This window comes from Myxococcus xanthus (genome assembly GCF_006402735.1).
Taxonomy (GTDB): domain Bacteria; phylum Myxococcota; class Myxococcia; order Myxococcales; family Myxococcaceae; genus Myxococcus; species Myxococcus xanthus_A.
In genome coordinates this window covers 2,489,894-2,508,898 of sequence record NZ_CP017174.1, presented here as the reverse complement: position 1 = coordinate 2,508,898, position 19,005 = coordinate 2,489,894, and the positions used below count along the sequence as shown (strand labels likewise).

The 19,005-nt window shown below is 68.0% G+C and carries 19 protein-coding genes; 9 read left to right on the top strand and 10 right to left on the bottom strand.

Annotated elements, in window-relative coordinates:
* Positions 1-14: 14 nt before the first annotated feature.
* Positions 15-275 carry a hypothetical protein gene (locus tag BHS09_RS10735; RefSeq protein WP_140797807.1) on the bottom strand — a complete coding sequence of 87 codons (261 nt, stop codon included), beginning with the start codon at positions 273-275 and terminating at the stop codon, positions 15-17.
* Between the two features lie 198 nt (positions 276-473).
* Here BHS09_RS10735 and BHS09_RS10730 point away from each other — a divergent pair, with 198 nt between their 5' ends.
* The gene (locus BHS09_RS10730) at positions 474-2,216 is read left to right on the top strand and encodes an N-acyl-D-amino-acid deacylase family protein (RefSeq protein ID WP_140789416.1); all 1,743 of its coding nucleotides are present in this window, start codon (positions 474-476) and stop codon (positions 2,214-2,216) included.
* Between the two features lie 84 nt (positions 2,217-2,300).
* Here BHS09_RS10730 and BHS09_RS10725 read toward each other — a convergent pair whose 3' ends face one another.
* On the bottom strand, positions 2,301-3,068 hold the full coding sequence (locus BHS09_RS10725) for an endonuclease/exonuclease/phosphatase family protein (RefSeq protein WP_237080289.1): 768 nt from the start codon (positions 3,066-3,068) through the stop codon (positions 2,301-2,303).
* 27 nt (positions 3,069-3,095) lie between these two features.
* Entirely contained in the window at positions 3,096-3,473 is a 378-nt protein-coding gene (locus tag BHS09_RS10720; protein ID WP_201800555.1) for a hypothetical protein, read from the bottom strand.
* Between the two features lie 207 nt (positions 3,474-3,680).
* Here BHS09_RS10720 and BHS09_RS10715 point away from each other — a divergent pair, with 207 nt between their 5' ends.
* Positions 3,681-4,457 (top strand): M57 family metalloprotease, encoded by a 777-nt coding sequence (locus BHS09_RS10715; RefSeq protein ID WP_140797806.1) that lies wholly within the window; start codon positions 3,681-3,683, stop codon positions 4,455-4,457.
* 102 nt (positions 4,458-4,559) lie between these two features.
* A complete protein-coding gene (locus tag BHS09_RS10710) occupies positions 4,560-4,967 on the top strand; it encodes an SRPBCC family protein (protein WP_140789411.1) in 408 nt (135 codons plus the stop codon).
* 13 nt (positions 4,968-4,980) lie between these two features.
* On the opposite strand, the gene BHS09_RS10705 is transcribed toward BHS09_RS10710, so the two are convergent.
* A complete protein-coding gene (locus tag BHS09_RS10705; RefSeq protein WP_140789409.1) occupies positions 4,981-5,535 on the bottom strand; it encodes an AAA family ATPase in 555 nt (184 codons plus the stop codon).
* A gap of 49 nt (positions 5,536-5,584) precedes the next feature.
* Complete coding sequence (locus BHS09_RS10700) at positions 5,585-6,484, bottom strand: alpha/beta fold hydrolase (protein WP_140797805.1); 900 nt, start codon at positions 6,482-6,484, stop codon at positions 5,585-5,587.
* Positions 6,485-6,654: 170 nt separating this feature from the next.
* On the opposite strand from BHS09_RS10700, the gene BHS09_RS10695 reads away from it, so the two are divergent.
* Positions 6,655-7,245 carry a 2OG-Fe(II) oxygenase gene (locus tag BHS09_RS10695; RefSeq protein ID WP_237078206.1) on the top strand — a complete coding sequence of 197 codons (591 nt, stop codon included), beginning with the start codon at positions 6,655-6,657 and terminating at the stop codon, positions 7,243-7,245.
* Positions 7,246-7,559: 314 nt separating this feature from the next.
* On the opposite strand, the gene BHS09_RS38575 is transcribed toward BHS09_RS10695, so the two are convergent.
* The gene (locus BHS09_RS38575; protein ID WP_161604878.1) at positions 7,560-7,715 is read right to left on the bottom strand and encodes a hypothetical protein; all 156 of its coding nucleotides are present in this window, start codon (positions 7,713-7,715) and stop codon (positions 7,560-7,562) included.
* Between the two features lie 427 nt (positions 7,716-8,142).
* Positions 8,143-9,078, bottom strand: a complete 936-nt coding sequence (locus BHS09_RS10690; protein WP_140797804.1) for a DMT family transporter — start codon at positions 9,076-9,078, stop codon at positions 8,143-8,145.
* Positions 9,079-9,148: 70 nt separating this feature from the next.
* On the opposite strand from BHS09_RS10690, the gene BHS09_RS10685 reads away from it, so the two are divergent.
* Positions 9,149-9,934: an AraC family transcriptional regulator gene (locus tag BHS09_RS10685; protein ID WP_140789401.1), complete on the top strand. Its 786-nt coding sequence runs from the start codon at positions 9,149-9,151 to the stop codon at positions 9,932-9,934.
* A gap of 94 nt (positions 9,935-10,028) precedes the next feature.
* Here the strand turns inward: BHS09_RS10685 and BHS09_RS10680 are convergent, their stop codons facing one another.
* Positions 10,029-11,486: a hypothetical protein gene (locus BHS09_RS10680; RefSeq protein WP_140789399.1), complete on the bottom strand. Its 1,458-nt coding sequence runs from the start codon at positions 11,484-11,486 to the stop codon at positions 10,029-10,031.
* Positions 11,487-12,177: 691 nt separating this feature from the next.
* Between BHS09_RS10680 and BHS09_RS10675 the strand changes: the two genes are divergently transcribed.
* The 3 genes from BHS09_RS10675 to BHS09_RS10665 all read left to right on the top strand — a co-directional run bounded on the left by BHS09_RS10675 (position 12,178) and on the right by BHS09_RS10665 (position 14,598).
* Complete coding sequence (locus BHS09_RS10675; protein WP_140797803.1) at positions 12,178-12,414, top strand: hypothetical protein; 237 nt, start codon at positions 12,178-12,180, stop codon at positions 12,412-12,414.
* Positions 12,415-12,619: 205 nt separating this feature from the next.
* The gene (nrfH, locus tag BHS09_RS10670; protein ID WP_140796408.1) at positions 12,620-13,123 is read left to right on the top strand and encodes a cytochrome c nitrite reductase small subunit; all 504 of its coding nucleotides are present in this window, start codon (positions 12,620-12,622) and stop codon (positions 13,121-13,123) included.
* Positions 13,120-14,598, top strand: a complete 1,479-nt coding sequence (locus BHS09_RS10665; protein WP_140789397.1) for an ammonia-forming cytochrome c nitrite reductase subunit c552 — start codon at positions 13,120-13,122, stop codon at positions 14,596-14,598. The genes nrfH and BHS09_RS10665 overlap by 4 nt, the downstream gene beginning before the upstream one ends.
* Before the next feature lie 51 nt (positions 14,599-14,649).
* Here BHS09_RS10665 and BHS09_RS10660 read toward each other — a convergent pair whose 3' ends face one another.
* The gene (locus BHS09_RS10660) at positions 14,650-15,117 is read right to left on the bottom strand and encodes a DUF2147 domain-containing protein (RefSeq protein WP_140789395.1); all 468 of its coding nucleotides are present in this window, start codon (positions 15,115-15,117) and stop codon (positions 14,650-14,652) included.
* A 375-nt stretch (positions 15,118-15,492) separates the two neighbouring features.
* Between BHS09_RS10660 and BHS09_RS10655 the strand changes: the two genes are divergently transcribed.
* On the top strand, positions 15,493-16,014 hold the full coding sequence (locus BHS09_RS10655) for a biotin transporter BioY (protein WP_237078205.1): 522 nt from the start codon (positions 15,493-15,495) through the stop codon (positions 16,012-16,014).
* 62 nt (positions 16,015-16,076) lie between these two features.
* Here the strand turns inward: BHS09_RS10655 and BHS09_RS10650 are convergent, their stop codons facing one another.
* The gene (locus BHS09_RS10650; RefSeq protein WP_237078204.1) at positions 16,077-18,974 is read right to left on the bottom strand and encodes a CHAT domain-containing protein; all 2,898 of its coding nucleotides are present in this window, start codon (positions 18,972-18,974) and stop codon (positions 16,077-16,079) included.
* Positions 18,975-19,005: the final 31 nt, after the last annotated feature.

Below are 19,005 nucleotides of genomic sequence, written 5' to 3'. Positions count from 1 at the left end.
CCTCGCGCGTGTCCTCAATTGGCGTCGGCGCCAGCGTCGGGATTCCCCGAGCCGCCCCGGCCTTCCCTGAACCCCTGGGCCGCCTCCCGGGCCGCGCCATGGGCTTCCTTCGCGGCCTCCCGGGCGCCTTCCTGGACCTCCTTCGTCGCCTCCCCCACTTCACGGCCCACCTGCCGCGAGTTCTCCCGTGCGGACTGCTCATTGCAGCCGGTGAACGCCGCGAGCGACGCCCCCAGGCCCACCAGCGTGAGCCACTTCCGACCCTTGCCTTGCATTGCACGCCTCCTTGGCTCTTGGTGCGTTCGCACCTTCCGCAGGCCAAGGTAGTCACGCCCCCGCGGTGCGGCTGCCCGGGGGGCGAGCGCTCCCCTGGCGCGCCCAGGCAATGGCATCCACGCCGGCATGTGCAGGAGAGAACTGTCGCCGCGTCTTCTGGCTGGAAGCTGACAATCGACGGGACCTAGGCTCTGTCCATGGACCTCATCGTCGAGAACGGCCTCGTATTCGATGGTCTGGGCAATCCCCCGCGCAAGCTCCATGTGGGCATTCGGGGAAACACCGTCACCACGCTTTCGGAAGCAGCGATTCCGCGCGCCCCACATACGCGCGTCATCGACGCCACCGGCCACTGGGTGACACCGGGCTTCATCGACTGCCACACGCACTACGACGCGGAGGTGGAGCTGGCGCCCTCGCTGTCGGAGTCCGTGCGACACGGCGTCACCACGGTGATGATGGGGAGCTGCTCGCTCAGCCTCGCGCTGGGCACGCCCGAGGACCTGGCGGACATGTTCTGCCGCGTGGAGGCCATTCCCTACGACACCGTCCGGTCGCTGCTGGAGGAGCGCAAGACGTGGAACACGCTCGGCGACTACCTGACGCACCTGGAGCAATTGCCGCTGGGCCCCCATGTCGCGTCCTTCCTCGGGCACTCCGCGCTGCGAGCCCACACCATGGGCCTGCACCGCAGCCTGGAGCCCGGCCTGCGCCCACGGGAGGACGAGCTGCGCGCCATGGAGTCCCTGGTGCGCGAGGGGCTCGAGCTCGGCTACGTGGGCCTGTCCATCATGACGCTCAAGTGGGACAAGATGGGCGGCTCGCGCGACATCCGCAGCCGCCCCCTGCCGTCCACCTACGCCCGCTGGAGCGAGTACCGCCGCCTGACGCGGCTGCTCCGTGAACGAGGCCGTGTCTTCCAGGGCGTGCCCAACATCAGCACCAAGGTGAACGTGGTGCTGTTCTTCCTGGAGAGCATCGGGTTGTTCCGCCCGAGCCTCAAGACGACCGTCATCTCGATGATGGACACGCGCGCCAACCGGGGCATCCACCGCCTCATCGGCGTGCTCTCCCAGGTGGCCAACCGGCTGCTGGGGGCGGACTTCCGGTGGCAGGCCCTGCCCGAAATCTTCGACCTCTGGGCGGACGGCATCGACCTGGTCGTCTTCGAGGAGTTCGGCGCGGGCGCCGCAGCCCTCCACCTCCAGGACGCCGCCTCACGTGCGGGGCTGCTGCGAACGCCGGAGTACCGCAGCCGCTTCCGCCGCGAGTGGACGAACCGCTTCCTGCCGAAGGCCTTCCACCGGGACTTCAACGAGTCGCGCATCCTCCAGTGCCCCGACGCCAGCGTGGTGGGCAAGTCCTTCGCCCAGGTGGCGAAGGAGCAGGGGCGTGACGCGGTGGACGTCTTCCTGGACCTCATCTCCACCCACGGAGACGCCCTGCGCTGGTACACGGTGATGGCCAACGACCGGCGCGAGGAACTGGAGCGCATCTGCCGGCATCCGGACATCCTCATGGGCTTCTCGGACGCCGGGGCGCACCTGCGCAACATGGCGCACTACAACTTCCCCCTGCGGCTGCTGCGACTGGTGCGCGAGGCGGAGAAGCGCGGCGAGCCCTTCATGAGCGTGGAGCGCGCCGTCCACCGGCTGACCGGGGAGCTGGCCGGGTGGTTCGGCCTGGATGCGGGCGTGCTCGCAGAGGGCCGCCGCGCGGACCTGGTGGTCATCCAGCCCGAAGGCCTGGACGCGAAGCTCGACAAGGTGGCCGAGGCGCCCATGGAGAACTTCGGGGGCTTCGTCCGCCTGGTCAACCGCAACGACGCCGCGGTGAAGGCGGTGCTCATCTCCGGGCGCGAAGCGGTGAATGAAGCCGGCGTGTCTCCGGCCCTGGGCCGTGAGCGCGGCTTCGGCGGCGTGCTCCGCGCCCAGGCATGAGGCCCGGGAGCACGCCGGACATGGAATCAAGGCGTGGTGGCCCGCTGCTGCGCCAGCACCCAATCCCAGAACGACTGGAGGACTTCACGGTGGAAAGTCCAGCGTCGCCCGGACCGCGTCGTGGTCCGAGCCTCCCGCACGCAGCACCTTCGCACCGGTCAGGCGAAGTTCGCGGCCAAGGACATGGTCGATTTCGACGACGCTCGGGAGGGGGGAGGCAGCGCCGGGCCAGGTGGCACCGCAGGCGGCGTCCGGTCCGTCACAGGCGTGCTGGAAACCCGCGGAGGCGAAGGCCTCCATGGCCTTCCCTGAGCGGCCTTCATTCATGTCCCCCAGCACCAGGACCGGCCCTCGCCATCGCGCATAGCGCCGCACCAGCGCCTCCGCTTGGCGCTTCCGAAGCACCGCGTTCTTCTCCATGGAAGTGAGCAGGTCATCTGCCCGCTCATGCTTGGCACCTGGCGCCATCAGGTGCACACAGGCCACCTTCACCAAGTGCTCACCGAGCCGGACGTCCGCCTCCAGCGCGGGCATCCGGTGTGGCGTCTGGGGGAAGTGCTCCGTTCGCAGCAGCCGATACCGGCTGGCGATACCCACACCCCAGGTTCCCTTTCGCGGCACCAGTCGCACGTGGGGAAACTGCTTCCCCAGTCGTTTCCGAAAGGCCCTGGCGAATCTCGGCGTCAGCTCACGCAGGCACAGGATATCGGGCGCCTCCTTCTCGATGACATCGAGCGACTTCTGCACGTCCTCCTCGGGAGCGGAGTAGAGGACGTTGTAGGTCATCACCGTGACGGGCTTGGGCGGTGAAGGCGCGGCACTTTCCTGGAGGGAAAGGACCCACGTGAGCACGAGGCCGGAGAGACACATCTCCACAACCTATGGCAAGTCCCGTGCCCGTGGCAGGAAAGCCGCACCGGCCTTGTGCCGAGGCCCCGTCATGGTCAGCTCCCAGCATGGATGGGCGGGCGACCGGCCCGTGCGCCGCTTCCTCCATTTTGAAGGCCGTTCCAGCGCCACCTTCGCATCCACCAAGGCGCCCACTCCCGCGATGGCGCTGCCCGTCACGAAGCCCTGCATGGGGCCGAACTCGCCGCGAGCCATGGCGCTCGCCTCGGCTCCCACCAGCGCGCCCGCGCCCACCTCCGCGCCGACATCGCCATTCTTCAGGTCGAAGCTGCCCTTGGCCTTCGCGTCCGCGTTGGCGCCGACCAGCACCTCGGAGTGCACGCCGCCGTAGACCTTGCGCGGGTCCATGAAGATGTCCTGGCTCCACTTCGTCTCCGGCTGGGTCTTGTCGATGATTCCGCCCTTGTTCGACTTGGGGCTGTTCGTCTCCGCGACCGACGGCGAGGAAAGGGAGTCACCAGGAGAGTGGTCAGGAACCGTGCGCCTCTACTTCCGCCATGCTTTGCTCACGCGAGCAGCGCAGAAACCCGATTCACGACAGGAGCCCATCGAACCATGTTCAAGAGAGCGGCAGTCCTGATGTTGAACTGTGGCGTATTGCTGTCCGGCTGCGGGCCCGACTCACATCCCGGGAACGCTGAACTCCTCTCCAATCTGACCGAGGCAGGGTTTCGCCCCGACGACATCACCGTCGTCGATGACGCCGTCTACGTCGGGGGCGACGCGCATGTGCCGCTCGCGGCCTCCCGGGAGATGCTCCAGCGTGGAGAGGGAAGCAAGGAGCACTTCAGGACGACCAACATCGTCGGCTCCAGCGTGACGAGGATTTGCGTCAATCCCACGGCGGAGTTCCGGAGCCATGTCCGGCTCAGCCAAGGTCTCGACATGGCCCTCGCCAACTACAATGCCTTGGGACTCAGGATTACCTTTGTTCGAAGCCCGGCCACCGGCTGCAGCGCGCACATCACCGCGAAAACCATGGCGGGTGACGGTCACGCCGCGGGCTTTCCCTCAGGCGGACTTCCCTATGGGACGATTTCGATTGGCACCGGTCTGAACAGCTACGGCGTGGACGTGAGTGAACATGTCATCACCCACGCGCTGGGCCACACCATCGGCCTCCGCCACACGGATCTCTTCAACCCGAGCATCAGCTGTGGCAGCGGGGGTGGCGGTGGCGTGATAGAGCCGACGGGCACGGGCGCCTTGCACATCCCCGGAACGCCAACGGGGGCAACGCCAGGCGGGTCCATCATGAACGCCTGCTACCCGCCTGACACCGACGGTGAGTTCACCCCCTCCGACATCGTCGCGTTGAACTATATGTACTGAGATGCGGCGGGTCGATGCGCCTGCACATGAGGCGCATCATCCCCGCCGGCGATGTCCGATTTCTCCAAGCGCCGAAGTCATCGTTCGCGCGATGCTGGCGCCATGACAACGGAATCCACGCACATCAGCGTCTTTATCGCGCGCTCGAGCGCGGACGTTTACGCCTATGCAAGCCAACCGCGAAACCTCCCAGCCTGGGCGGCCGGCCTCAGCAGCGCCATCCACGAGGCGGACGGCCACTGGGTGGCCGACTCCCCCATGGGCCGGGTCACCGTCGCGTTCGCGCCCGCCAACGCCTTTGGCATCCTGGACCATGACGTCACGCTTCCGAATGGGGAGACCGTCTACAACCCCGTCCGCGTCATTCCGGCTGGAGACCACAGCGAAATCATCTTCACCCTCCGCCGCCGCGGCGGCATGTCCACTGAGGAGTTCCGTCGGGACGCGGAAGCCGTCGCAGCGGACCTGGAACGACTGAAGGCCCTGCTGGAGGGCCGAGGCACGCGCTGAACGCGCCGAGGTCCTACGGCGTCTCCAGCCGGAAGCGCCCGTCCGTCAACCCACGGCGGACGGCGCCCACGGTCTCCGCGGCGTCCTGACTGCTGGTATCGAGCACATGTCCCTCGGGGAGGGCCACCTCGCGGAAGCCTCGCCAGATGTTGCGCACCACGTCGGCATCGGTGAGTGCGTCCGCGTGGACACGTCTCACGGCACGCGCCACCGTCTCCGCTTCACCCGGAAGCAGGACGATGAGGCGCAAGTCGAGCCGATGGGTTCGGGCGGCGGCAAGCCAGGGCTCGAAGAACCAAGGGCCGATGACGCCATCGACCATGACCTCATACCCGCCCACGGCATAACTCGCCGCGCTCGCCGCCAGGGCCGTCATCACCGTGGTGTTCTGAGCGTGGGACTCCGGCAGCCAGGGCGCCAGCGCCCCCTTGCGGATGTAGGCATAGAAGTCGTCGGTATGCAGATGGACCGCACGCTCCAGGGGTGACTGCTCCGCGAGCCCTCGTGCCACGGTGGACTTACCAGCACCTGACGGGCCCGATACGAGGACGATTCGGTTCGCCTTCATGGGCCTCAGCGTAGCGTCTCGATTTCACCGACGGAACCGCTCGCGGCTTTCACAAGAGATAGGCGCTGCTCTCCGTGTGCACCGCATGCACGCGCAGGAGGAAGCCCCGCATGCGGGACGCGATTTCGTCCAGGTGCGTCTCCAGCGCCCAGTGTCCCGTGTCCAGGACGTGCAGCTCGGCGTCCGGAACGTCTCGAAGGTACGCACGTCCGGCGCCCTCGGGCATGTAGCCGTCGTGGGGCCCCCATAGAATCAAGGTCGCTGGTTGGTACTCGCGCAGATATGCCTGATAGCGGGGCATCCACGCCAGCGTCGTGCGCTGGTCCTCCAGCAGGTGGACCAGGTTCTCCTTCCGGCCGAAGCGCTCCACCAGGGACCAAGACAACGTCCACAGGTCCGGGCTGACGCGGTCGACGAGGTCCTCGGGAATCTCGCCGATGAACTCGTCCCGGAAGCCCTCCTCGCTCACCGCGGCCATCAACTTCGCGCGGCGCTCTGGCGTCGGATTCGCCCAGGACTCCTTCAGCATCCGGTACTTCGGCCCGAACTGGTCCACGTAGATGTCGCCGTTCTGGATGATGAGCGCCGCGACCCGTTCGGGCGCGCGCAACGCCAGCCGGAAGCCGAACTGCGAGCCGTAGTCATGCAGGTACAGCGTGTAGCGCCTGAGCCCCAACGTCTCCACGAACCGCGCCAGGAAGCGTGCGTACCCGTCAAACGTGTAGCTGAAGCGGCTCGAGTCCGGCGTCGCGCTGTACCCGAAGCCCGGCGCGTCCGGCGCGATGAGCCGCCATGCGTCCGAGAGTGCGGGCAGCAGATTGCGGAACTGGAAGGACGAGCACGGATAGCCGAGCGGCAGGAGCACCACCGGAGCGTCTTCGGGCCCGGCCTCGCGGTAGAAAATCTCGAGGCCCTCCACTTCCACCGTCCTGTGATGGACCGCCGGCATGCATGAACCTCCCTGACGGACGCCTGCCTTTCGGCGAAAACCTAGTCACCCGGGAGTCGCCCCGTGGACGAAATGCCGACCGCCGTCGCATGGTTGCTCGTGGGTCAACCGGGATAGAGTCCGCCCCACGGCCCGGTCGTGGCCTCCCACCTATTCGCCTCGCGATGACCATGACGCCCGTCCTGCCCAATCCGGATGATGTACTCGGAACGCACAACCCGCTCATCATTGTCCTGGACGACGTGCTCAGCGTGGAGGAATGCGCCGCGCTCATCGAACGGATTGAAGCAGAGGGGCCCACGGCGGCCCCCATCACCACCTCCGCGGGCTTCGTGATGCGCCCCGATATCCGGAACAACTCGCGGGTGATGTTCGACGACGTCCCCTTGGCGCAGACGTTGTTCGAGCGTATCGCGCCGCATGTGCCCCACCGGCTCGAACGCGATTGGACCCTCTGTGGCGCCAATGAACGTCTGCGCTGCTACCGGTATGACGTGGGTGAATACTTCGCCCCGCATTTCGATGGTGCCTTCGTGAGGACTCGCGACGAGCGAAGCCTTCTCACCTTCATGGTCTACCTCAATGAATGCCCGGGCGGAGGCGAGACGAACTTCCTGTCACTCGGGCACTCCGTGACGCCGCGCACGGGCAGCGCGCTGCTCTTCAATCACCACCTGCTCCACGAGGGCGCCACCGTCACCCAGGGCCGCAAGTACGCGCTGCGCACCGACCTCATGTATCGGCGCCCGGCCTCATCCTGACGACGGCCCAGGAATTCTCGTAGGCGTCGCTGGAGCCCCTGCACGGGCCCATACCCCGGCTGAACAGAGTCGTAGGCCTGCTGACAAGGCATTGCCTGCGGGAACGGCCGCCCCTGTCGGAGTCCCGGGCGTGCGCCTGGATTCTCCTGGGCCTCGCGAGCGTCGCGCTGCGAAGGCGGGCCATCGACGATGCCCAGCCACTGCTCGAAGGCGCCACGGCGCTCGTGGACACTTCAGTGGCCCGGATTGAACACCAGCTACCTCCTGACGCGGCTCGACACGAACGTGGAGCGAGCGGAGGCCGAGGCCCGTCCCTACCTGGAGCGCGCCCGGAGCACGCTCGATGCCGCCCCCAGTTCCTTCAACGACGCCGCGCGAAACAGGGGCGTCGCTTCCTTGAAGCGGCCACTGAAGTGGAAGTGTGCGTCCGTGAGGCGATGTTCGAACAGGCCCTCAGGCTTGCGTGTCACGGTGTTCTTCCCCTTCGCGCCCGGCCGACTCTCGGGCACGGCAGGTGCAGCGACCGTTCGCCCTTCAGCGTCCACACCGCCTTCCCCTTGGCGGGGATGCGACGGACGAACCCCCATCGGCCCACGAGGACATCCTTCCCCTGGAGCGTATGGACGGCCCACACGTTCGTGCCAACCTCGCGCTGTTCGGCGACGCGACCACTCTCCACATCGAAGGCCACCACCCGGGAGGTGTTATCCGCCTCGAGGGTGGCCCACAGGCGCCGGGAGTCCGGAGAGAAATCGACTCCGATGAACTCGCCCGGGACGTTGAACGGAGCTGCGCCGAAGACGCGTCGAGAGGTCATCCGGCAATTGAATGCACGACACGCCTCTTCGCGAAAAGTGCGAAGACTCGCACGCGCCGGGTACCCCCGGCGCGGAAGTCTCAGGTCGTCCCCGTCTTCAGCGCGGGCTGCTGCCGAAGCAGGCTCGAACCACTGACGATGAGAATCCCGGTGAGCACCAACACGGCCCCCACGGCGAAGAAGCCATCCGCATGCTCATTCAGCACCAGGATGCCCGCGCTGACGCCAAACAGCGGCGTCATGAAGGAGAAGACCGACAGGTTGGAGGCAAGATAGCGGCGCAGGAGCCAGAACCAGGTGAGGTAGCTGACGAAGCAGACGATGACGCCCTGAAACAACAGACTTGCCCAGGCAATGGGCGCCATTGAAATCGGGCCGGCCTGTCCGGTGAGCAGGGCCACCGGCAGCAGGAGCGCGACGCCGCCTACCAGCTGGTAGAGGAGTGTCTGGGTGGGGGGCGCATCGGACAGCGCCGACACGCGAATGGCCACGGTGGTGGCCCCCCAGGCCAGTCCTGCCAGCAGCCCCAGCGCGTCGCCCCAGAGCACGCCCGGGTTGATGCCACCTTGGAGCCAGCCACCGCCAAAGGCCAGCGCGATGCCCACGAATGCCACGGCGATGCCCAACCACTGCGTGCGCCGCAGCCGCTCGGCAGGCACGAGCCAGTGCAGGCCCAGGGCGGCGAAGACGGGCGCGGTGTAGAGGAAGACGCCCATGTGCGACGCGTGGGTGTGGCGCAGCCCCTCGCCGACGAAGAGGAACTCCAGGGCGAAGAGCGCGCCCACCACGAGCCCTGGACGCCAGGGGCCACGGAGCAAGAGCCCTCGCTCGCCGCGCACCCAGCACAACAGCCCCACGAGCAGCGCGCCCACACCCGAGCGCACCGCCATCTGCATCATGGAGGGGATGTGGGGAGCGGCCAGCTTGACGGCCACCTGCTGCATGCCCCAGATGGCGCACAACGCGAGCATGGTCGCGAGCGCGAAGCCGTCCGCGGGTTTCCGGTGAGAACTCATGCGAACATCCTTCGCATGGCGGGGCTGATTGATATAGCGAGATTCCGACAACCCATCCCGAGAAGGCGCCATGGCGAAGCAGCTCCAGGTTCCTTTCACCACAAAGCTTCCACACCCCGTGTATTTCCGGACGGCGAGCCTGCCTGCCGCGGCGACGTATCCCCGGCATCGGCACCCCTGGGGTGAGTTCGTCTACGCGTTCAGCGGGGTGATGGAGCTCAAGCTGGCCGGCAGCCACTACCTGGCGCCCCCGCAGTACGGCATCTGGCTTCCACCCGATGTGGAGCACCGGGGCATGAACCGCTTCGAGGCGAGCCACTGCTCGCTCTACCTCGCGCAGGAGTGGTGCCGGGGCTTGCCCAAGACGACGTGCGCGCTGGCGGTGAGTCCGCTGATGAAGTCATTGCTGGAGCACCTGCGGGCGCATGAGCTGGCGCAGCCTCGCACGAGCGCCGAGCGCCGGCTGTTCCGGGTGCTCATCGACCAGCTGACGCTGGCCCCCACCCATGGGAGCTACCTGCCCATGTCCGATGACTCGCTCCTGGAGCCGGTCCTCACGGCGCTCGAGCAACACCCGGAGGATGAGCGCTCCCTGGCCGAGTGGGCGCGGGTGCTGCACACCACGGAGCGCACGCTGGAGCGACGGTGCCAGCAGCACCTGGGGCTGTCGTTCAGCGAGTGGCGCCAGCGGCTGCGCGTGGTCAAGGCGCTCGCGAGGCTGGAGCAGGGACACACCGTCGAGGCCATCGCGCTCGACCTGGGCTACAGCAGCGCCTCCGCATTCATCGCGATGTTCCGGCGGATGACGGGCACCACGCCGGACAAGGTCCGGAGCCACGGCTTCGTGGCTTCGTGAAGGACAACTCCTGGAGCCGCTCGCTGAAAAACGAGGGCCGCGCCCCCCTTGGAATGGGCGCGACCCTCAGGTGCGGCATCGAAGGGTCGAAGGACTACTCGCAGCTACCCTGCCGCAGGTACGACAACAGCGAAGCATCGTTCTCGGAAGCCGGCGCCGCGCCCACCAGGCACTGCCCCTGGGCGACGACGACCTGCGAGTCATTCGCGGAGAGCAGCAGCTCGCCCGTCACCACCTGCAGGCCGCCCTTGAAGCCCGTGGCGCTGTTGGCGGGCGCTGCGCGCAGGCTCGGTCCCCCTGCGCCCCCGCTGAGACGCAGCCGATAGGTCGCGTCCTCATACGCCGCGGGGATCTCCGACGCGGGGTCCGCCTTCAGCGGCGCCAGGTAGAAGCGCGTCACCAGGTCGAACTCCGGCTGCACCTTCAGCAGCGGCGCGCCGTCCGCCCCGCGCGTCAGCGTCACGTCGAAGTGCCGACCCGACTGCTCATTGAGGTCCAGCGCGAAGAGCTTGTCGTTCCCCAGGCTCACGTGGGTCTGCGCGTCGCCAAGGCCCAGGTTCTTCACCACGAAGTCCGTCTGGTTCTCCGTCGCCTCGACGGAGTACGAGATGCCGGCCAGGGACACCGTCCAATCCTTGCCACGCAGCGACGGCGCCAACCCCGTGTAGGGAAGGCGAACCTCCGTGGTGTTGAGGTCCAACGAGAAGCGCGCGCGCTTCGCCTGGCCGTCCGCCTCGAACGCCACGAGCGGCGCGGCCCGCGCGGAGGAGAACGCGAAGGTGCTCCCCTCCAGCGCCAGCTCCAGCCGCAGCGCGTCCAGGATGGAGGCGCTGACAATCCAGTGCGACTCGCCCTCCTTCGTCGCCTTGAGCTCGACCTGCCCCACCATCACCTTCGGCAGGAACCCGGCCGCCTCGGCGTCGAGCTGCTCCACCGCGCCCTTCAAACCTCCCAGGTCCACCACCAGCGAGACGGCCTTCGGAAGGAAGCGAAGCGCCAGCGGCTCCGCGCGGTTCGCGCCGATGAGCAGTTCCAGCTCCAGGGAGTTGTCCCCCAGGTTCGTTGCGCGAACGCGCAGCTGCGCATCATCCACGAAGCGGACACAGTCCGCGTCCGCACGCTCCCTGCCGTCCGTGCAGATCTGCTCGCCCTTCAAGCGGAAGACGGTGGCGTTGTCCTCCGTGGACTCCACGTTGGCCTCGGTGAAGACGCGCTCGCGCAGGAACCGCTCCAGCTCGTCCGCCTGCGCGTCCACTTCATCCGCGTCGAACAAGGCGGACAGCACCTCGCCTTCGTCCCCCGTCGGCAGCGCCGGGAGCGGCACGCCCTCGAAGCCCGCACCGAACAGCGCCATCGCGTCGTCCAAGCCATTGAGCGTCGACAGGCCGCTCACGGTCTTCATGCTGCTGCTGACACCTCGCAGCGTCTCCGCCGACCGGGAGGCGGCGATGTCGGCGACCTTCTTCGCGTCGGGAGCTTCATCGGAATCACAGCCCGTCGTGACGAATGCGACAGCCGCGACGGCCGCGAGCCAGGACCTGGAGTTCTGCATGGGGCGTTGCTCCTTGGGGTGGGTAAACAGTGCCCCCGCATCAGCAACGACCGCGCCAACCCAGACTCCGGGTGTTTTCAGGGGTTTCCGACACACCGCTGGCCTCAAAGTCGGGATTGCCGTGACATTCCTGTCATGACAACCCGTTCGGCGCCCCCTATCAGCCCAGGGGGTGATGCGTGCGCGGTGAGGGTCACTCCTCCCAGTCGCCGTCTCCCCTGAGTGACGCGATGAAGGCGTCCCGTTGCTCCAGCACCGGATGGGCATTCCTCCGTCCGGCGGTCTGGAGCACGACTTGAAGGAGGGCCTGGGTTCCCCCCCGCCCCGCTGCCACCCCGGGAGCTCTACTTCCGCAGCGATCGGCGGCTCGTGCCCAACACGACGGCGGAGCAGTTCGAGCAGGTGGCCCTAAAGTGGAACATCCACCCCGGCATGAAACCCATCCGCTGGCACATCATGGACACCGTGCTCGCGCCGCAGCAGGACCCTCGCTTGCAGCCGGATGACGTCGTGAGCGCGCTGAAGCGCGGTATCAAAGGCTGGAACGCCGTGTTCGGCCTCCCCGTGTTCGAGGCGGTGGTCGGCGGACGAGCTCACGCGGCGCAACTTCCAGCGGCTCTACCTGAACCCGGCGTCGAGCCGGGGCAGCTTCACCAGCGCCCCTCCGCCGTCCCCCGAGCTGCTCACACCCATGCTGGCGGACATCGAGGCCATCATCCTCAACACGGACGGCGTGCGCAGCCACGCGGCGCGCCGCACCTTGCTGGACGTCCTCAAGGCTCCGCGGTCGCTCGGCGCGTACCTGCTGCTGCGTGAGCTGCGCGGCACGCTCAACGCGAGCCTGCCGTCACTGCCTCCTGAAGAGCAGGTGCTGACCGAGGACCTGGCGACACGCATCTCGGCCGCGCTGTCTCCGGACTACCGCTGAGTGGAGCGTGAACCTCTGGGCGCGTGCATTGCATTTTCGAGGCAGGGGTCCAGAGGTTTCACCACGCGTGTTTCGCGACGCAAATGCTGCGCACCCTCCCGCATGGACGCAAAAATTTCGCGACCCGGCTCCGGCCTCCCAAACGGCGTGGAAATTCATCCGCGATTGCGAGATGGGACTGGCCGTCTGTACAACCGTTGCTACGGTGTTCCGCGTGTCCTCGGCCTCCCGCACACTCCTGGCAGTGGCCCTGGGGCTCGCCCTGGGCGCGGCCATTGGCATCGGTGGCTACACCTTCGCGTACGCGAAGGGCGCGGCCTACCTGCAGGACGACCCAGCGGCCTGCGCCAACTGCCACATCATGACCGAGCAGTACGATGGCTGGCGCAAGAGCAGCCACCACGCGGTGGCCACCTGTAACGACTGCCACACGCCGGCAGGGCTGGTGCCCAAGTACCTCAACAAGGCGAGCAACGGCTTCTGGCACTCCTTCTACTTCACCACCGGCACCTTCCCGGACCCCATCCGCATCCGTCCCGCCAACCGGCAGGTGACGGAGAACGCTTGCCGGAACTGCCACGCCAGCCTCGTGGAAAGCATCGAAACGCCCCACGAAGACTCGCTGCAGTGCCTCACCTGCCACAACTCCGTGGGGCACCCCGAAGGCTCCGGGAACCCCGAACTCATCCGTCAGGAGGTTGAACGATGACCGAGAAGCAACGGCGCTTCAGCGGCGTCAAACTGGTGATTGCCGTGGCGGTGGCTGCCGCCCTGGCCGCCGCTGGCGTCACCGCGCTCCTGGTCAACATCATGGAGCGCAAGCAGGAGGCGAAGAATCCCTTCTACCGGGTGGTGGAGCTGGACGACACCATCACCGACCCGGAGGTGTGGGGGCGCAACTTCCCGCTGCAGTACGACAGCTACAAGCGCACGGTGGACCAGCAGCGCACCCGCTACGGCGGCAGTGAAGCCGTGGCGCGCACGCCGTCCCAGGCGGACCCACGCACCGTCGTCGCGCAGAGCCGGCTCGAGGAGGACCCTCGGCTGGTGACGATGTGGAGCGGCTACGCCTTCGCCACGGACTTCCGCGAGGAGCGCGGCCACGCGCACATGTTGGACGACCAGGTCTACACCGAGCGCCAGCACGTGACGCAGCAGCCGGGCACCTGCATCCACTGCCACGCCAGCGTGTACGTGCCCTACAAGAAGCTCGGTGACGGCGACCTCATCAAGGGCTTCGAGAAGATGAACCAGATGCCCTTCATGGAGGCGCGCAAGCTGGTGGAGCACCCCGTCTCATGCATCGACTGCCACGACCCCACCACGATGCAGCTGCGCGTGACGCGACCAGGCTTCATCGAGGGCATCGCCGCGCTCAAGGCCAGCCAGGGCGTTCCCAACTTCCAGGTGAATCAGGACGCGACGCGCCAGGAGATGCGCACGTACGTGTGCGGGCAGTGCCACGTCGAGTACTACTTCAAGGGCAAGGAGAAGCGCCTCACGTACCCCTGGGCCAAGGGCATCAACATCGATCAGATCATGGCCTACTACGACGAGGACGGGCACTCCGACTGGACGCACAAGCTCACGGGCGCCAAGGTGTTGAAGGCACAGCACCCCGAGTTCGAGCTGTACAACCAGGGCATCCACGCGAAGAGCGGCGTGGCCTGCGCGGACTGCCACATGCCGTTCATGCGTGAGGGGGCGATGAAGGTCAGCGACCACCACGTGCGCAGCCCGCTGCTGAACATCAACCGCGCGTGCCAGACGTGCCACAAGTGGAGCGAGGCGGAGCTGCTCCAGCGCGCGGAGACCATCCAGACGCGCACCTTCGAGACGCGGAACCTCGCCATGGACGCGCTGGTGGACCTCATCCACGACATCGAGTCCGCCCAGAAAGCGGGCCTGCCCGAGGAAGCGCTCGCCAAGGCGCGAGACCTTCAGAAGCGTGCCCAGTTCTACCTGGACTTCGTGGAGGCGGAGAACTCCATGGGCTTCCACGCGGACCAGGAGGCAGTGCGCATCCTGAGCAACTCCATCAACTTCTCGCGCCTGGGCCAGAACGCGCTGCGGCCCGGTGGTGGCGCCTCCACCAGCCCCACCACGCGGCCGCAAGGCGCTCCGGCGCCGCTGACGCCCGTGTCCACGGATGGCGCGGGTGAGACGCAGCAGGGCTCGAAGTAGGCACGGCGAGCGGAAGCGGGAGGTGCCCGCTTCCGCCGTCCGCCGAAGGTGCTACTCGGCGCGGACCCAGTACTGGGTGCGGCCCAGCAGCGACATCCCGACGTAGCCGCGGACCTTCAGCTTCTTGCCGCCATCCTCGACGGCGACCTTGCACTTGTAGGTCTTGCCATTCGCCGGGTCGAGGATGCTCCCGCCGGACCACTCGTCATCATCCTTCTTCAGGTCGCGAAGGATGGTCATCCCGATGATGGGCTGGTCCTTAAGCGAACCCTCGCACTTGTCGCAGAGCGGGTTCTGCTCTTCCTTGGGCTCGCGGAAGAGCTTCTCGATCTTCCCGTACAGCTTGCCGTTCTCTTCATAGATGGCGATGACGGACTTGGGCTTCTTCGTCTCGTCATCGATGGTCGTCCACCGGCCGACGGCGGCGTTGGTCGCGGCGGGGGCCTTGTCCTCGGCGAAGGCGTTCGAGGCCAGCAGCACGGTCAGGGAAGCGAGTCCAAACCAGCGGGTTGCGTTCATGTCTTGGTGTCCTTCCGCGCGGGGGCTCACGCAGGAGGCACCATGCGTACAAGCCCCGCATCACTTCGTTTGTACCCCACCGCCGTGTCGGCACGCAGCCCTTCCTGGCACGCTGTGCGCCGCTCAGACGTGCCGCCTCGCGTCATGGCTGTCTCATCGCGGTGTTATCGAAGACGCCCAGGCGGCCCCAGGAGCAGACTCGACGGAGGAATGCGGGTTTCTCCGGCGTTGCACCTCGAGACATGAGCATGTACCCCGTCGGCGCGCCGTGTCCTCGCGGTCCGATTCTGGAGGCTCCGCCTGACGCTCCCCACCACTGCCCGTCCCCGCCTCCGCGTGCTCGCCGATGGGGTCGCGCGTTCCCGAGCCCACGACGTGGCGCTCGTGCTCGGCGGCGCGCTGCTCACGGCGGGGCTCGCGCAAGTCTCCATTTCGGTCCCGGGCTCGCCCGTCCCCATCACGGGACAGTCACTGGGCGTCATCGTCGCTGCCGCCGCGCTCGGCCCCGTGCGAGGCATGGCCGCGCAGTTCCTGTACCTCCTGATGGGCGCGGTGGGCCTGCCGTTCTTCGCGGAGGGCGCCAGCGGCCTGGAACGCATCCTGGGGGCAACCGGTGGCTACCTGATCGGCTTCGTTCCAGCCGCCTTCCTGGTGGGGCTGGCGGCGCAGCGTGGATTCGACCGGCGGCCGTGGACCGCGCTGCCGCTCTTTGCCGTGGGGCAGTTGGCCGTCTTCGCCGTCGGCCTGCCCTGGCTTGTCCTGTCCGCCCGGCTCGGCGTGGCCAAGGCCCTTGGCGTCGGCTTCACGCCCTTCCTTCCTGGAGGGCTCCTGAAGGCCGCCATCGCGGCCGTGCTGCTGCCTCTCGCGTGGCGGCTGATGGGGCCGCGCAAGGAGTGACGCCTCGACGTCGGTCCCGTGCTTCGTCGTCGGCGCGCATGTGAAGAAGGCGGCCAGCGAACTCATCGACCTCTGAATCGGAGACCTCGGGCATCTCCCGCGCGCCTCACTGGCTTGGAACGTTCGGAGCTTGAACGGCCCCAGCGCCGCAACGCCAGGAGCCCGAGAAGCGCCGCGGCAATGACAAGCGCCCCCGCCAGTCCAGACAACATGGGCGCACCATCCTCGCGAGGCGCGGCGGCCACCAGCGCGGCGTCGCCGAGCACGACCAGCCCTGCCCAGGCCGCAGGTGGAAGACCCGCGTCGATGGCCTCGAGCTGTGCGGCCCGCAGCGCCGCGGAGACACTCAAGCCCGTAGCCAGGTGCCGGTAGAAATGCTCCACCAGGTCCGCCGCTTCCGCGTCGCGCAACGGCCACAAGCTGGCCACCACCGCGCTCGAGCCCGCCTCGAAGAAGGCCCGCGCGAGGCTCAGCACGCCCTCTCCCGGCAGCACCGCTCCCGAGGCGCTGCGGCACGCGGACAGCACCACCAGCGCGCCATCGAGACGCAGCCGGATGATTTCGCGCGGCTGAAGAATGCCGTCCTCGTCCTCCGCGCCGGGGGCGAGCACGAGCGCGGAGCGCTCCGGCGATTCGGCGTCCACCACGGCGTGCGCCGCCATGTGCAGCACCCGGACCAGCGACAGGTCCGCGCTCTTGAGCGCGCGCTCAGAGGCTTCCGTGCCCACCAGCAGCCGGGGGACGACGCGGGTGTCTCGCAGCTCCCGCTCCACCCCGAGCCCTTCGCGACGAGCCTCGGGCAGCGCGCCGAGCTGCGCGGCCTCGTCGAAGATCCCAGCCCGAGAGCGCGCCGCCGGCCGCGACACACCATGTCCCAGGCCCCACTCAGGGTCCGCCAGCACCAGCGCCTCACCGACAGGCGTGAATGGGGCCTCCCCGTGCCAGTGCCGCCACAAGCTCGCCGAGGGCACCAGGGCCAGTTCGTAGCGTGCGACCAGTGGTGGCCCATCCCGACGCTCCCGCAGCGCGGCGAAGGGCAGGTCATGCAGCGGTCCGTCCGGAACCAACAGCAGCCGCCGAACCGTGGGTGGCAGCCCCGCGAGCGCCGGGCCGAGCAGCTGCGCATGAAGCGCCACCGCCGCGCCGCGCTCGGAGTCATCCCTGCGCTCGACGAGCCCGGAGAACAGCGTGGCCGCCGCAGCGAGCCGCGTGCGCTCGGGGATGCGATGGACGTGGGTTCGCCCCCGTGTCACCACGAACAACCACGCACCACCCGCCGACGTTCCGGAGAGGTCCTCGTCGTCCCCCACGAGGAAGACCAGCAGCGCTTCGTCCTCCCTCAGCCCATTCTCCACGGACGCCAGGGAGGCGAACTCCCGCACACCGTGGCGAGGCGCTGGGCGCAGGTCCCGCTCGCGGCGCTCCAGCTCCTGGAGTTCATTCAGGGCCGCCTCGCGTCCAGCGCTCGCAAGCGACGGGTCCAAGAGCTGGCGTTGGACCGCCACCAGCCGCGATTGCACCTCGCTTCGCTGCGCCCGGCGCTCGGGCGTGTCCCCGGAGTCCGCGCGTGCTCGGAAGGCGACCAGGGCATCGAGCAGCGTCCTCGCCCGGAGCCGTTCGCTCACGGCGAAGGCCCGCGACACAGCCTCCCTGAAGGGAAGCGTGGCGGGTTTGCCCGTCGCCCCGCCAGCCTCCAATGTCCAGCCCGCGAGCCGGTGGTAGTCGCGGGCCCACGTCGCGAAGAGCTCCGCCTGGCTGAACGCATCACTCTGCGTCTGGCGCAGGGACTCCAGCGCGTCCAGGGCGCGCTCGGCATGCGCCAGTGCCTGGGGCAAAGGCTGTGTCCGGTACGCCACCGTGCCGCGGCCTCGAAGGGCCAGCGCCAGGAACAGCGGGTCGTTTCCTTCGGAGGCCAGTCGCAGTGACGCCTCCGAGTCCTGAATGGCGCCGGCCGGGTCCACGCCTGCCCGCCGCTCCGCGCGCGTCCAGAGACACGCCAGCCGCCGCTCGTCCGAATCCAGCGACTCCGCGAGCGCCATGCAGCGCTCCAGGAGCGCGTCCGCCTCACGGTGCTCCTCGGGGGTGTCTCCCAACAGGTCCGCCGTGAGACGCACCGCTCGGGCCACCAATGTTGGGTTCCCCGCCCTCTCCGCGGCGGCCATGGCCTGCCGCGCCAGCTCCAACGCTCGCGCCCGGTCCGCCGGCACATGGTCACGCTCGAGCCGCCGCAGCGCGACGTTGGCGAGCGTGAAGCGCGCATGCGCTTCCAGGAAGAGGTCGCCAGTGCTCCGGGTCAACTCCACCAGCCGGGCATTGACGTCCGAGGCCTCCTCCAACCGGCCCAGCCGCTCGCTCACCGTGCTCATGACGGACAGGTACTGCTTCTTCAGCCCTTCCGCGCCGTCCGGGAAGACGAGCGGCTCGGCGCGCTTGAGCACACGGAAGGCCCGGCCCAGGTCGAGCGCCACCTCATAAAGCTGGCTGGCCTCGACGATGAGCGCGCGTGCGTGGAGCTCCGGCCGACCGGAGGCGCTCGCCACCTCCACCACGCGCCGCGTCCAATCCCAGGCCTCCTCGGTTCGTCCTTGAGCCAGGAGGATGGCGCGCAGGTTGATGGCCGCCAGCACCTCGCCCTCCGCATCCTGGAGCCGGCGGAACGTCTGCGCCGCGCGACGATAGGGACCTTCCGCCTCCTTGCCGCTGGACAGCATCCCGACATGCCCGAGCACCAGGGGCAGCCAGCCATGGTCGGGGTGACGCTCCATCAAGGCCGTCAGCTCGCGCACGACAGCGTCCCGAGCGGAAGTGACCTGGGCACACTGGTAGAAGCACATCGCCGCATCCCGGCCCTCTGGCTGCGAGGCGAAGCGCTCCCGGCATGACTCCAGCGAGGGAGGCTGGGGATGGCTCGGCGCGGCGGAGAAAGCCAGTGCCGGACACACCGAGAGAATGACCCCCATCAGGAAGGAGAGGAGCCTTCTGTTGCTTCCT